Below are 14,112 nucleotides of genomic sequence, written 5' to 3' on the forward strand. Positions count from 1 at the left end.
TCCTTGAATTCGAAGAGCCGCATTGTTTAATCCAAATCAAAAACTTTCATTTCACAAATGGAGCAACAAATAGGACATTTCATGCATTACGATCGATACAAGGGCAATCCCCAAAAGACATTTCGTGCATGAGTTAGGACATTTCACGCATGCCAGCGCACTCCAACGAACACACACCCAAACGCCAACGCTCTCGCCGCATCCCCAACTACGCGCTGTATGGAGACAACGCACCTGCTGGCGGCAGCAATATGTTCAATTTCGAGTGGATTCCCGAGCGTTCCCCTCTTTACGGTTGGGAAATAGACCCGCATGAGCACCAGTCACTGATCCAGATTCTGATGCTCACCGAGGGGCACGGTTCCACCCTGCTCGAAGACGTTCACTGGCCTTTGCGCGCACCGGCTCTGGTTGTCGCCCCAGCCGGACGCGTTCATGGCTTTGACTTCAAGCCCCAGGTCAACGGAGTGGTTGTGACCGCTGCCCAGAAGCCACTGGAGGCCATGGCACAAATCGTCATGCCCGAGTTGCTCAATACCTTGCGTAAACCGCTGGCCATCAACCTGCCAGAGCAAGGCCGATATTCCGATGGACTAATGCCCATCTTTCTGAGCATCGAGCGTGAATGGCGACTGGCTGCACCCGGCCAAGTTGCCGCAGGCCTCTCGCTGATTACTGCGCTACTGGTGCAAATTGCAAGGTTGAACGAGACACTGGAACCGTCCACATGGCCCGCACAATCACGCAAAGCCCTGCAACTGGAAAGGTTCAGAGATCTCATCGACGAACACATGCGCCACCGCTGGGGCGTGAGTCAATACGCAGAGCAGTTGGGAATCAGCGCTGGCCAGTTGACTCGGCTGACGCAGGAAAGCCTGGGAAAATCCAGCAATGCACTCATCAACGAGCGTGTCCTGGTTGAAGCGCAGCGAGAGCTGATCTACACCAACTCCAGCATCAAGCAAATTGCAGATGGCCTTGGCTTCGAGGACGAGAGCTACTTCGGGCGCTTCTTTCGCAAGCACACAGGCCTGAGCCCTCTGTCCTTTCGAGACCAGGAGCTTGAACGCCTTCGCTCGACGCAATAAGTCTTTCCGCATACAAAAACGCCCGGGCAAGCCGGGCGTTTTGCGCAAAGAGCGATGGATTACTGATCGCGTGCCTCAATGGCGCGGTTGATGCCCAGAGCCGCCAGAGTGCACAGCGCACCGGACAGCAGGTAGATGCCCAGAGCGACCAGACCGAACTTGGCAGACACCCCCAGAGCCACCAGCGGCGCAAAGGCTGCACCAATCAGCCAGGCCATATCGGTGGAAAGCGCTGCACCGGTATAGCGGTAGTGCGCCGAGAAGTTGGAAGTCACCGTGCCCGAAGCCTGACCGTAAGACAGACCCAGCAGGATGAAGCCCACAATGATGAACACATTGTTGCCCACCGTGCCACTACCCAGCAGCCAGGGCGCCAGGAAGCTAAAGATACCAATCAGGCAAGCCATGGTGCCCAGTGTGTTGCGGCGGCCCACGCGATCAGCCAGCCAGCCCGAGAGCATGATGGCCGCACCCGCCAAGATTGCCCCAATGATCTGCACCACCAGCACATCCGTCATGGACTGGTCGGAGTACATAGAGATCCAGGACAGAGGGAAAACCGTTACCAAATGGAACAGCGCAAAGCTGGCCAGTGCAGCAAAGGCACCGATCATCACATTGCGGCCCTCATCACGCACCAGGCTGGTCACGCTGATGGGCTCCAGTTCTTTTTCCTGCAGCAGCTGTGTATAGGATTGCCCCACCACCAAGCGAAGACGCGCGAACAAAGCTACTACATTGATAGCAAATGCCACACAGAACGGATAGCGCCAGCCCCAGCTTAGAAACTGATCGGCAGTCAGACTGGAATAGAGGTACGCAAAGATGGCTGCGGCAATGATGAAGCCCAGCGGCGCGCCCAGCTGGCCGATCATCGAATACCAGCCTCGCTTGTCCTTGGGTGCAGACATGGCCAGCAGCGATGGCAGGCCGTCCCAGGTTCCGCCCAGTGCCAAGCCCTGCCCCACGCGCAAAATCACCAGCGCCCAGACGGCCTTCATGCCAGCCGCCTCGTAACTGGGCAAAAAGGTCATGCCCACCGTGCAGACGCCCAGCAGCAGCAGGGCCAGGGTCAGCTTGGTTGCGCGGCCCCAGCGCCGCTGCACGGCCATGGACAGCGCGGTGCCCACAGGCCGCGCCACAAAGGCTAAAGAGAAGATAGCGAAAGCCGCCAGCGTTCCATCCAGCTTCGAGAGGTAGGGGAAAAGAAGGGTCGGAAACACCAGCACGCAGGCGATGCCGAACACGAAGAAGTCAAAGTACTCGGACGAGCGACCAATGATCACACCAACCGCAATTTCACCAGGAGTGACATCCTCATCGGTGTTTGCATAGGCCAGCTTTTCCGAGTTGTCATAGTCTTGCGGAGTAAGACCAACGGATGGGTTCATGCTACTCATATAGATACAGCTCCTTGTCTTACTTGTCTTGTCCCTTGGACAGTTCTGTTCTACGCCCAAGCATGTGCAGCTGCAATAGAGTTTTTGCCCTCAGGGATGTCGGCAACAGGCTGATGCGCCAGGCTCTGTGGGGCATCTTCTATCTTTTACAAGAGCTTTCTCACGCTTCTTCAGGCAAGCTTCCGACAACGCTAAGCCCTTGTCACATAGCGGATTTCACCTTCAAAGACCTTGACCTTGGACAAAATGTCCAATGGACAAATGTTAAGTTGGTATTACATTTGACGAGATCCAGTAATCCGCGTTTACACCTAAGCGAGACTTTGTCACGCCCAAAGCATGTTAAAAATCAAGGAAATCCGTGGGCCCGCGTGGCTCACTGCGGCCGCGTTGACCGCAAGCCTCGCTGGTTGCAGCAAGGCTGTCGTTCTCAACCCGGCTGGCGATATTGCCAAGCAACAAGGCGATCTGGTCGTTACGGCCACTTTGCTGATGCTGCTCATCATCGTCCCCGTCATCTTTTTGACGCTGCTGTTTGCCTGGAAATACCGCCAGTCCAACACCGAAGCCAAGTACGACCCCGAATGGCATCACTCCACAGCGCTGGAACTGGTGATCTGGACGGTGCCTCTGCTCATCATCATTGCCCTGGGTGCCATCACCTGGATCAGCACCCACAAGCTGGACCCCTATCGTCCCCTGGACCGCATCTCCTCGACCAAGGCGCTGGACCCCAACGTCAAGCCTCTGGAGATTCAAGCCGTGTCGCTGGACTGGAAGTGGCTGTTCTTCTACCCCGAGCAAGGTATTGCGACGGTTAACGAAGTGGCTGCCCCGGTGGACCGCCCTATTCACTTCAAGCTGACTTCCAGCCACACCATGAACGCGTTCTACGTTCCTGACCTGGCAGGCATGATCTACACCATGCCCGGCATGCAGACTGAACTGAACGCAGTGATCAACAAGCCCGGTGTGTATGGCGGCAAGTCCTCCCACTACAGCGGCGCTGGTTTTGCAGGCATGACCTTCAAGTTCCATGGCCTGGAAAACGATCAGTTTGACCAGTGGGTTGCCAAGGCCAAGACCGAAGGCAAGGCCCTGACTCGCGATGCGTACCTCGACCTGGCCAAGCCCAGCGAGCGTAACCCTGTCGAGCGTTTCGCCACTGTGGACGAAGGCCTGTACAGCAAGGTTCTGAACCGCTGCGTGGAAGACGGCAAGATGTGCATGAACGAAATGATGGCCATTGACGCTGCTGGCGGCAAGGCTCCTGCACACCACAGCAAGGCCTCCAGCGCGATCCTGCCGATGGACGTCTGCACATCGAAAGATGCTGACCGCGTTGTCGCTTTGCTCGACGAAGTCGCCACCTCCGGAGCTGTCGCACAGCAATAAGTAGTTCACGGCGCGGGTGAGCCTCTGGCTCTACCGCTCCAATACGACAAAAGAGACTCAACATGTCTGAAACAACAACCCCGGCCGCCCACTGGCTGTTGGGCCGCATCACATGGGATCAGATTCCCATGACGCATGAGCCCATCGTGCTCATGACCTTTATTGCCGTGGTGCTCGGTGGCCTCGTCGTCATGGGCGGCATCACCAAGTTCCGCCTGTGGGGCCCGCTGTGGCGCGACTGGATTACGTCCATCGACCACAAGAAGATCGGCATCATGTACATGATCCTCGGTCTGGTCATGTTCCTGCGCGGCTTCGCGGATGCCGTGATGATGCGTCTGCAGCAGTCCATGGCCTTTGGCGACAGCATGGGCTATCTGCCTCCTCACCACTACGACCAGATCTTCACCGCCCACGGCGTGATCATGATCTTCTTTGTGGCCATGCCTTTCGTGACCGGCCTGATGAACTACCTGGTTCCTCTGCAGATCGGCGCACGTGACGTGTCCTTCCCGTTCCTGAACAACTTCAGCTTCTGGATGACCACAGGCGGCGCCGTGCTGGTGATGATCTCCCTGTTCCTGGGCGAGTTCTCCACCTCCGGCTGGCTGGCTCTGTCCAACCTGGGGCACCAGAATCCTGGAACCGGTCTTGACTACTACATCTGGGGCCTGCAGGTCGCAGGTGTCGGCACCACGCTATCGGGTATCAACCTGATCGTGACCATCATCAAGATGCGCGCTCCTGGCATGAACCTGATGAAGATGCCCGTCTTCACATGGACTGCTCTGTGCACCAACGCCCTGATTGTGGCTTCCTTCCCTGTGCTGACCGCCGCTCTGGTGCTGATGTCGCTGGACCGCTATCTGGGTACGCACTTCTTCTCGAACGACTTCGGCGGCAACCCGATGTTGTACGTGAACCTGATCTGGATCTGGGGTCACCCTGAGGTTTACATCCTGATCCTGCCTTGCTTCGGTGTGTTCTCCGAAATCGTGGCAACGTTCAGCCGCAAGCGTCTGTTCGGTTACACCTCGATGGTTTACGCCACCGTGTGTATCACAATCCTGTCCTACCTGGTGTGGCTGCACCACTTCTTCACCATGGGCTCGGGTGCCAGCGTGAATACCTTCTTCGGTATCACCACGATGATCATCTCGATTCCTACTGGAGCGAAGATCTTCAACTGGCTGTTCACCATGTACCGTGGCCGCATCCGCTTCACAGTGCCTATGCTGTGGACGATCGGCTTCATGGTGACCTTCGCCATTGGCGGTATGACCGGCGTGCTGCTGGCCGTTCCTCCCGCAGACTTTGTGCTGCACAACTCGCTGTTCCTGATCGCCCACTTCCACAACGTGATTATTGGTGGCGTGGTGTTTGCCGTGTTTGCCGGTATCAACTACTGGTTCCCCAAGGCTTTCGGCTTCCGCCTGAACGAGTTCTGGGGCAAGGCTTCCTTCTGGTTCTGGCTGGTCGGTTTCTGGGTTGCCTTCACTCCCCTGTACATCCTGGGTCTGATGGGCGTGACTCGTCGTGCCAACCACTTTGACGATCCTTCTCTGCAAATCTGGTTCATCGTTGCTGCCTGCGGCGCTGCCCTGATTGCTGCGGGTATCGGCTGCTTCTTCATCCAGCTGGGCGTGTCCATCTGGAAGCGCAACGAACTGCGTGACGAAACTGGCGACCCATGGGAAGGCCGTACCCTGGAATGGGCCACCTCCTCTCCTCCTCCCCAGTACAACTTCGCTTTCACCCCCGTGGTGCACGAAATTGACGCCTGGACTGACATGAAGAAACACGGCTATCAGCGTCCGCTGACCGGTTTCGAGCCCATCCACATGCCTGCCAACACTGGCGCTGGCGTGGTGATCGGCGGCCTGTCCACCGTTCTGGGTTTTGCGCTGATCTGGCACATGTGGCCTCTGGCGATCGCTTCGTTCGCCGCGACCATCCTGGCTTCGATCATTCATACCTTCAACTACAAGCGTGACTACTACATCCCTGCAGCCGACGTGGCAGCAACGGAAGCAGCACGCACCAAGCAGCTTGCAGCAGCCCATGTCTAATACACATATCAACGCTGGCGGCGCGGCCGCCCTGGCTCCACGCGAGTACCACCTCGCGCACGAGCCCCACCCAGAAAACGGCACCTCGCTGGGCTTCTGGCTCTACCTGATGAGCGACTGCCTGATCTTTGCAGCCCTGTTCGCCACCTATGGCGTACTGGGTCGCAACTATGCAGGTGGTCCTTCCGGCAAGGATCTGTTTGATCTGTCGCTGGTGGCCATCAACACGGCCTTCCTGCTGATGTCATCCATCACCTTCGGCTTTGCCATGCTGCAAAAGCAAAAGAAGAACGTGAACGGCACTCTGCTGTGGCTGGCCATCACCGGCCTGCTGGGCGCAGCCTTCCTGGCTGTGGAACTGTATGAATTCCACCACCTGATCCACGAAGGTGCAACGCCTCAGAGCAGCGCCTTCCTGTCGTCCTTCTTCACACTGGTGGGCACCCACGGTATCCACGTGACCTTCGGTCTGATCTGGCTCATCACCCTGATGATTCAGATCAAGAAGCACGGCCTGATCAATGAGAACGTGCGCCGTATCAACTGCCTGTCCATGTTCTGGCACTTCTTGGACGTGGTCTGGATCGGTGTGTTCACCTTTGTGTATCTGATGGGGGTGCTGTAAATGAGCGCACACGATATCCACGCTGGTCACGACGATCATCACGATCACGACGACCTCCACGTCACCATGGGTGACTATGTGAAGGGCTTCATCCTGGCCGTCATCCTGACTGCCATCCCCTTCTACCTGGTCATGAACAATGTGATCACGGACCGCAGCACGGCTGTGCTGGTTCTGGGCCTGTTTGCCATTGTTCAAGTGGTGGTGCACATGGTGTACTTCCTGCACATGAACGGCAAGATTCAAGGCGGCTGGACCATGCTGTCCACCATCTTCACCGTCATCTTCCTGGCGATTGCGATCTCCGGCACCTTGTGGGTCATGTTCCACATGAACACCAACATGATGCCCGGTCATGAGATGCACCAGCCTGCCAGTCAGGCCGATCATGCTGGTCACACTGCTCCTGCAGTTGTTACACCTTGACTGACCCCATGAAGAACCAGAGCGCTGCGCGGCAGCGCTCTCCCTTCGCCAAGGCGATGCTCGCGATAGTGGGCATCGCCTTGTTTTTAGGGTTTATGACTCTGGGCACCTGGCAAGTCCAGCGCCGCGCCTGGAAGCTTGATCTGATCGAGCGTGTGGACCAGCGCGTGCATACCGCCCCCACACCCGCACCAGCCTCCGGGCAATGGCCACAGATCAATGCTGCCAGCTACGAATACCTGCCCGTCAGCGCCCAGGGCGTATGGCTGGACAAGCAAACCGTACTGAGCAAGGCTCTGACCGAAGCCGGTGCCGGTTTCTGGGTCATGACCCCGCTGCAGCAGGCCGATGGATCGCAGATTCTGATCAACCGCGGCTTTACCCCCGAAAACCTGCGCAGTACCTGGCTCAAGCAGGTTGCCGAATCCACGCCTTCCACCGAGACGGTAAACGTCATTGGCCTGATGCGCATGAGCGAGCCCGGCGGCGGCTTTCTGCGCAAGAACGATGCGGGCAATGGCCAGTGGTTCTCGCGCGATGTGGCAGCCATGTCCCAGTCCATGGGCCTGAGCCATGCCGCGCCCTACTTCATCGACCAGGGCGTGCCTGCTGGCAACCCCGCCTATACCAAGGACGCCTTCGGCGCCGATGTACTGCGCCCCGGCATGACCGTCATCAAGTTCTCTAACAGCCATCTGGTCTACGCCCTTACCTGGTACGGGCTTGCAGCTATGGTTTTAGGTGCAGCATGGCTGGTTCGCCGCCATGACAAAGCCCTGAGCAAGCAGGACTGAAGCCACCGAGCTTTGTCCATTTGTGACCATGAAGCGCCCTTTCAAGGGCGCTTTTTTTATCTCCACTCAAGCACAGCCCTGCCCGCCTACACCAAAAGCGCATAGCCCCAATGCCTCAGGCAGTTGATGAGTCAAGGACAATTGCAGGGTGAGCAAAAATTCTGATTCCCTGTTCCGCGTACAGCGCCTGACCGAACGGCAGAACATGCAGCTGCTGATTCAGCTGCGCTGGATCGCCGTGGTGGGTCAGGTCGTCACCATCTCGCTGGTGCACTATGGTTTTCATATCACCCTGCCCTTGCTGCCCATGGCTCTGGTGCTGGTGGCACTGGTCGCCACCAATCTGGCCTACATCTACTGGAGCCAGGGCCTGCACCGGCGCGTCACCTCGCGCAGCCTGTTCTTTGCGCTACTGGCCGATGTGCTGGCCCTGACGATTCAGCTCTATCTCAGCGGCGGCGCCAGCAACCCCTTTATTTACCTGTATCTGCTGCAAGGCATCTTGAGCGCCGTGCTGCTGCGCCCCCACTACACTTGGTGCGTGGTGGCCGCCTCGTTTGTCGGCGTGATTGGCCTGACGCTGTTTCACCAGCCGCTGCATGTACAGTTTCATAGCCAGGAAGGCCTGCCCAGCCTTTATGTGGTGGGCGTGCTCATCAGCTTTGCGCTGACCAGCATTCTGACCATCGTATTTTTGACCCGCATTGTGGACAATATGCGCCGCCGCGACACCCGCCTCTCGGACATGCGCCAGCGCGCCAGCGATGAAGAACACATCGTGCGCCTGGGCCTGTTGGCCACCGGTGCGGCCCATGAGCTGGGAACGCCCATGGCCACCATGTCCGTCATTCTGGGCGACTGGCAGCATATGCCCGCCCTGATGCAGGATGAAGACCTGCGCGAAGACCTGCATGAGATGCAGCGCCAGTTGCTGCGCTGCAAATCCATCGTCTCCGGGGTGCTGCTCTCAGCCGGAGAAACCCGGGCCGAAGGTGCAGAAAGCACTACCTTTGTGAGCTTTGTCCAAGGCATCGTCAGCCACTGGCAATCGCACCACAGCGTGGTTCACTTCGCCCTCAACAACCAGGGCGTGGACGATTTCGCCATGCTCTCAGATACTGCGCTGCAGCAAATGATTTGTAATTTGCTGGACAATGCACTGGAAGCCTCACCGGACTGGGTGGAGCTGAGCCTGAGCAGCGATGCCCAGCAAGTGCTGCTGCAAGTGCGCGATCATGGCCCCGGCTTTGATCCTGCCGTGCTGCAGCAACTGGGCCAGTGCCATGTCTCCACCAAGCAAGAGCGCCCCGGCCGTGGTCTGGGCCTGTTTCTGGTGATGAACGTGGTGCGCGCACTCAACGGTCAGGTTCAGGCCCGCAATCTGCCCGCCCACCAAGGCGGCGGCGCGCTGGTCGAAGTCCGGCTGCCGCAGGCCGCCATGGCGATTTGAACCGTTTGTTTGCATGCAAGAAGAACGACTACTGCTGCTCGTCGAAGACGATGCAGCCTTTGCCCGAACCCTCAAGCGCTCTTTTGAGCGCCGCGGCTACCGCGTGCTGCATGCCGTCAGCGGTGAAGATGTGCATTCTCTGCTGCTGCACCACCAGCCCCAGTATGCGGTGATGGACCTCAAGCTCGCGGGCAATGCCTCGGGCCTGAACTGCGTGCAGATGCTGCACCAGCAAAACCCTGAAGCCCTGATCGTCGTGCTGACCGGCTACGCCAGCATTGCCACCGCCGTCGAAGCCGTCAAACTCGGCGCCTGCCACTATCTGGCCAAACCCTCCAACACTGACGACATCGAAGCCGCATTTGGCCGCATCGAGGGCCGCACCGATGTGGAAGTCAGCAACCAGACCACCTCCATCAAAACACTGGAGTGGGAACATATCCACGAAACGCTGGCCGAAACCGGCTTCAACATCTCTGAGGCCGCACGCCGCCTGGGCATGCACCGCAGAACCCTGGCACGCAAGCTGGAAAAACGCCAGGTCAAATAAGGCCTGAGACGGTAACGCCTTACTGCTTTCATTATTTTCATAGCAGTCAGCGCATAGGTCTCCTTGGCTTTCTCTGCAAAAGCACCTGAAAACCTTAGATCGCTTACGCAAGCTGCTTCATAAGCAAGAGCAGCGCCAGCACTCACCAGCGAAATTGCTGCGGGCGACATTCCCCTGACAAACAAGCGCGCAAAAATCACAGCCCCCGCCCCCTCGGGGAGGCTTGATTTCACGACAAAAACGCGATGCATAAAGCAATTGGTTGCAGCATACAACTTTATAGTTGTATCATGCAACCATCCTGCTTTCATGTATCTGCCATGACGACTTCCGAAGTTGATTCCATCCGAAATGCCTCTCGCTTGCTGGTGAGAGAGCTGGGCTTTATGCAGCCAACGCTTGCCTCCACGAATTACTCTGCATCTGCAGTACATGCGCTGCTGGAAGTTGATGGCAGTGAAACCATGACGTCGGCACAGCTTGTGCAGCGACTGGGGCTGGAAAAATCCAGCGTCAGCCGCATGCTGGCAAAGCTGATTACAGCCGGAGAACTGTACGAAGAAGCAGACAGCAGCGATGCACGCATCAAACTGCTGCGGCTGACAGGGCAAGGCCGCACCACGGTGGCGCACATTCATGCGTTTGGGCAGGCACAGGTACAAAGTGCGTTCAAACACCTCAACCGTTCTCAGCAGCAAGCCGTCGCACAAGGACTGTCTGCCTACGCGGGCGCGCTACAGGCGCATCGCCTGAACAGTCAGGCGCCAGAGCCATCAAGTGCAGTAACGGTGACCACCGGATACCAGCCCGGCATGGTGGGGCGCATTACAGAGATGCACGCCACTTTCTACGCGGCCAATTCAGGGTTTGGGCAGTTTTTCGAGAGCCAGGTTGCTACAGGCGTCGCCGAATTTGCGGGGCGCCTGCAAGAGCCCTGCAACCGCGTGTGGCTGGCCATGCTCAACGGCCGAATCGTTGGCTCATTGGCCATCGACGGTCAGGACCTGGGCGACAACAAAGCTCACCTGCGCTGGTTTGTGCTGGACGACGGCTGCAGAGGCAGCGGCATTGGCCGCGCCATGATGGCCGAAGCGATGGCGTTTTGCGATCGCCGAGGGTTTGCCGAAGTCCACCTCTGGACTTTCAAGGGCCTTCATGCAGCACGCAAGCTGTATGAAGCCTCGGGCTTTCAGCTGATGCATGAAGAGCAAGGCGAACAATGGGGAAGCACTGTCACAGAGCAGCAATTTGTTCGCGTGTGCCAACCTGCTTGATGGGACGGCTTCATATGGCCCACACATCAAGATGCAGCAAGCGAGTCTTATTCAATATTGATAGCTGTCAGCGCTTGCCACATCTGAATTTCACAAATAATTCATTTAAATCTGGCGTGTAGAAAGCGCTTATCGCTCCTGCAACAAGAGCAATCGCCAGCAAAGTGCAGACAAAAAAACCGGCAGCGTCACCACTGCCGGTTTTTTTTGTGGGGTTAAAGACTTTCGTCTTTGGCCTTAATCGGCCACCGCCTGCTCAGGCTGGTCCTTGGGCTGGTCCTTGGGCAGTTCGGTGATCTCGAGCTTGACATCGCCCTTGCCTTCGTTACCGGCTTCGTCCCAGTCCACTTCCAGGCGACCGCCGTTGACCAGACGGCCAAACAGCAGCTCATCAGCCAGCGAGCGGCGGATGGTGTCCTGAATCAGGCGCTGCATGGGGCGCGCGCCCATCAGCGGGTCAAAGCCCTTCTTGGCCAGATGCTTGCGCAGGTTGTCGCTGAAGGTGACATCCACCTTCTTCTCGGCCAGTTGCTGCTCCAGTTGCAGCAGGAACTTGTCGACCACGCGCAGAATGATCTGTTCATCGAGCGGCTTGAAGCTGACGATGGCATCCAGACGGTTGCGGAACTCTGGCGTGAACAGGCGCTTGATGTCGCCCATTTCATCACCCGCCTCACGGGGGTTCGTGAAACCGATGGTGGCCTTGTTCATGGTCTCGGCACCCGCATTCGTGGTCATGATGATGATCACGTTGCGGAAGTCGGCCTTGCGTCCGTTGTTGTCGGTCAGCGTGCCATGGTCCATGACCTGCAGCAGCACGTTGAAGATGTCCGGATGCGCTTTCTCGATTTCGTCGAGCAGCAGCACCGAATGCGGCTTCTTCGTCACAGCTTCGGTCAGCAGACCACCCTGGTCAAAGCCCACGTAGCCGGGAGGCGCACCAATCAGGCGCGACACCGCATGGCGTTCCATGTACTCCGACATGTCAAAGCGGATCAGGTCCACACCCAGGATGTAGGCCAGCTGCTTGGCGGCTTCCGTCTTGCCGACGCCCGTGGGGCCGGAGAACAGGAAGGAGCCAATCGGCTTGTCTGGCTTGCCCAGACCCGAGCGCGACATCTTCACGGCAGACGACAGCACTTCCAGCGCCTTGTCCTGACCGAAGACCACGCTCTTCAAATCACGCTCCAGCGTCTGCAGCTTGCTGCGGTCGTCGTTGCTGACGTTGGCAGGCGGAATGCGCGCAATCTTGGCCACAATGGCTTCGATCTCGGCCTTGCCAATGGCTTCCTTGCGCTTGTCCTCAGGGGCAATGCGCTGGGCAGCACCGGCTTCGTCGATCACGTCAATCGCCTTGTCGGGCAGGTGACGGTCGTTGATGTACTTGGCCGACAGCTCCGCCGCTGCCTGCAGGGCTTCCTGCTCGTACTTGATGGCGTGGTGCTCTTCAAAGCGCGACTTCAGGCCCTTGAGGATGTCCACAGTCTCGGCCACGGTAGGCTCAACCACATCCACCTTCTGGAAACGACGCGACAAGGCCGCGTCTTTTTCGAAGATGCCACGGTATTCCGTGAAGGTGGTTGCACCAATGCAGCGCAGCTGACCGCTGGACAGCGCAGGCTTCAAGAGGTTGGACGCATCCAGCGTGCCGCCAGAAGCAGCACCAGCGCCGATCAGCGTGTGGATTTCGTCGATGAACAAAATCGCGTGCGGCTTGTCCTTGAGGGACTTGAGCACGCCTTTGAGGCGCTGCTCGAAATCACCACGGTACTTGGTACCCGCCAGCAGCGCGCCCATGTCCAGCGAGTAAACCACGCCGTCCTTGAGCACATCGGGCACCGTGCCTTCGGTGATGCGCCATGCCAGACCCTCAGCAATCGCGGTCTTGCCCACGCCAGCTTCGCCCACCAGCAGCGGGTTGTTCTTGCGGCGGCGGCACAGGATCTGAATCGTGCGCTCGACTTCGTATTCGCGCCCAATCAGCGGATCGATCTTGCCTTCCTTGGCGGCCACGTTCAGGTTGAGCGTGAACTGCTCCAGTGGCGAGGCTTTTTCGTTTCCACGCTCACCACCAGCGCCCTCTTCACCTTCCGAAGGGGCTTCGGACTTGGCGGGCTCTGGAGGCTCACCCTTTTTGATGCCGTGGGCGATGAAATTGACCACATCCAGGCGCGTCACGCCCTGCTGGTGCAGGTAGTACACGGCATGGGAATCTTTTTCACCAAAGATGGCGACCAGCACATTCGCGCCCGTCACCTCTTTTTTGCCATTGCCTGTGGACTGCACATGCATGATGGCGCGTTGAATCACACGCTGGAAACCCAGCGTGGGCTGTGTATCCACCTCTTCGGTGCCCTCGACCTGCGGGGTGTTGTCCTTGATGAAGTTGGACAGCGATGCACGCAAATCGTCGATATTGGCCGCGCATGCGCGCAGCACCTCGGCTGCACTGGGGTTGTCCAGCAAGGCCAGCAGCAGATGCTCCACGGTAATGAACTCGTGGCGCTGCTGCCGGGCCTCGACAAACGCCATGTGCAAGCTGACTTCCAGTTCCTGAGCGATCATGTGCGACTCCTTTCGGCTTGCTTGGTTTGACTCACTGCTAACTAATCTTGGGGCGACTGGCGCTTATTCAACAGGCTCAAATGTCGCCTGCAGCGGATGGCCTGCTTTTTGTGCGGCCTGCAGCACCTGCTCGACCTTGGTGGCCGCCACGTCCTGCGAATACACACCGCAGACACCGCGACCATCGAGGTGGATCTTGAGCATGATCTGGGTGGCGGACTCACGGTCTTTACCGAAAAGCTCCTGCAGCACGGCGATCACAAACTCCATGGGCGTGAAGTCATCGTTGAGCATCACGACCTGGTACATGCGCGGCGGCACAAGGCGCTGACGGCGGCGCTCCAGCACCACGGAATCACCACCGTCAGGCGGATTGCTGATCGCTGGTGGAACCGGAGGAATTGAAGGGGGTTGGGTAGCCATGAAATCCATTCTAGCGAGCCATTGCGCTGTTTTTGCGCTGGCATATGCATAGC

General features: G+C 58.1%; 12 protein-coding genes. 9 read left to right on the top strand and 3 right to left on the bottom strand.

Annotation, left to right across the window (positions count from 1 at the left end; translation table 11 throughout):
* The first annotated feature begins 149 nt into the window (after positions 1-149).
* Positions 150-1,088 carry a helix-turn-helix domain-containing protein gene (locus tag JDW18_RS11960; protein ID WP_218239685.1) on the top strand — a complete coding sequence of 313 codons (939 nt, stop codon included), beginning with the start codon at positions 150-152 and terminating at the stop codon, positions 1,086-1,088.
* 59 nt (positions 1,089-1,147) lie between these two features.
* Here the strand turns inward: JDW18_RS11960 and JDW18_RS11965 are convergent, their stop codons facing one another.
* Positions 1,148-2,488, bottom strand: a complete 1,341-nt coding sequence (locus tag JDW18_RS11965; protein ID WP_218239686.1) for an MFS transporter — start codon at positions 2,486-2,488, stop codon at positions 1,148-1,150.
* A 339-nt stretch (positions 2,489-2,827) separates the two neighbouring features.
* Here JDW18_RS11965 and cyoA point away from each other — a divergent pair, with 339 nt between their 5' ends.
* The 8 genes from cyoA to JDW18_RS12005 all read left to right on the top strand — a co-directional run bounded on the left by cyoA (position 2,828) and on the right by JDW18_RS12005 (position 11,071).
* On the top strand, positions 2,828-3,883 hold the full coding sequence (gene cyoA / locus JDW18_RS11970) for a ubiquinol oxidase subunit II (protein WP_218239687.1): 1,056 nt from the start codon (positions 2,828-2,830) through the stop codon (positions 3,881-3,883).
* Positions 3,884-3,945: 62 nt separating this feature from the next.
* On the top strand, positions 3,946-5,952 hold the full coding sequence (cyoB, locus tag JDW18_RS11975; RefSeq protein ID WP_218239688.1) for a cytochrome o ubiquinol oxidase subunit I: 2,007 nt from the start codon (positions 3,946-3,948) through the stop codon (positions 5,950-5,952).
* Positions 5,945-6,577 carry a cytochrome o ubiquinol oxidase subunit III gene (gene cyoC / locus JDW18_RS11980; RefSeq protein ID WP_218239689.1) on the top strand — a complete coding sequence of 211 codons (633 nt, stop codon included), beginning with the start codon at positions 5,945-5,947 and terminating at the stop codon, positions 6,575-6,577. The genes cyoB and cyoC overlap by 8 nt, the downstream gene beginning before the upstream one ends.
* Positions 6,578-7,003: a cytochrome o ubiquinol oxidase subunit IV gene (gene cyoD / locus JDW18_RS11985; protein ID WP_218239690.1), complete on the top strand. Its 426-nt coding sequence runs from the start codon at positions 6,578-6,580 to the stop codon at positions 7,001-7,003.
* 8 nt (positions 7,004-7,011) lie between these two features.
* The gene (locus tag JDW18_RS11990) at positions 7,012-7,797 is read left to right on the top strand and encodes an SURF1 family protein (RefSeq protein ID WP_218239691.1); all 786 of its coding nucleotides are present in this window, start codon (positions 7,012-7,014) and stop codon (positions 7,795-7,797) included.
* 148 nt (positions 7,798-7,945) lie between these two features.
* A complete protein-coding gene (locus JDW18_RS11995; protein ID WP_218239692.1) occupies positions 7,946-9,247 on the top strand; it encodes an ATP-binding protein in 1,302 nt (433 codons plus the stop codon).
* 13 nt (positions 9,248-9,260) lie between these two features.
* On the top strand, positions 9,261-9,797 hold the full coding sequence (locus JDW18_RS12000) for a response regulator transcription factor (protein WP_218239693.1): 537 nt from the start codon (positions 9,261-9,263) through the stop codon (positions 9,795-9,797).
* A 320-nt stretch (positions 9,798-10,117) separates the two neighbouring features.
* Positions 10,118-11,071: a bifunctional helix-turn-helix transcriptional regulator/GNAT family N-acetyltransferase gene (locus JDW18_RS12005; RefSeq protein WP_218239694.1), complete on the top strand. Its 954-nt coding sequence runs from the start codon at positions 10,118-10,120 to the stop codon at positions 11,069-11,071.
* A 237-nt stretch (positions 11,072-11,308) separates the two neighbouring features.
* Here the strand turns inward: JDW18_RS12005 and clpA are convergent, their stop codons facing one another.
* Together clpA and clpS are read right to left on the bottom strand one after the other, a co-directional pair.
* Positions 11,309-13,636, bottom strand: a complete 2,328-nt coding sequence (clpA, locus tag JDW18_RS12010; RefSeq protein WP_218239695.1) for an ATP-dependent Clp protease ATP-binding subunit ClpA — start codon at positions 13,634-13,636, stop codon at positions 11,309-11,311.
* A 63-nt stretch (positions 13,637-13,699) separates the two neighbouring features.
* Positions 13,700-14,068: an ATP-dependent Clp protease adapter ClpS gene (clpS, locus tag JDW18_RS12015; RefSeq protein ID WP_218239696.1), complete on the bottom strand. Its 369-nt coding sequence runs from the start codon at positions 14,066-14,068 to the stop codon at positions 13,700-13,702.
* Positions 14,069-14,112: the final 44 nt, after the last annotated feature.

Source organism: Comamonas fluminis (assembly GCF_019186805.1).
In the GTDB taxonomy this organism is placed as follows: domain Bacteria; phylum Pseudomonadota; class Gammaproteobacteria; order Burkholderiales; family Burkholderiaceae_C; genus Comamonas; species Comamonas fluminis.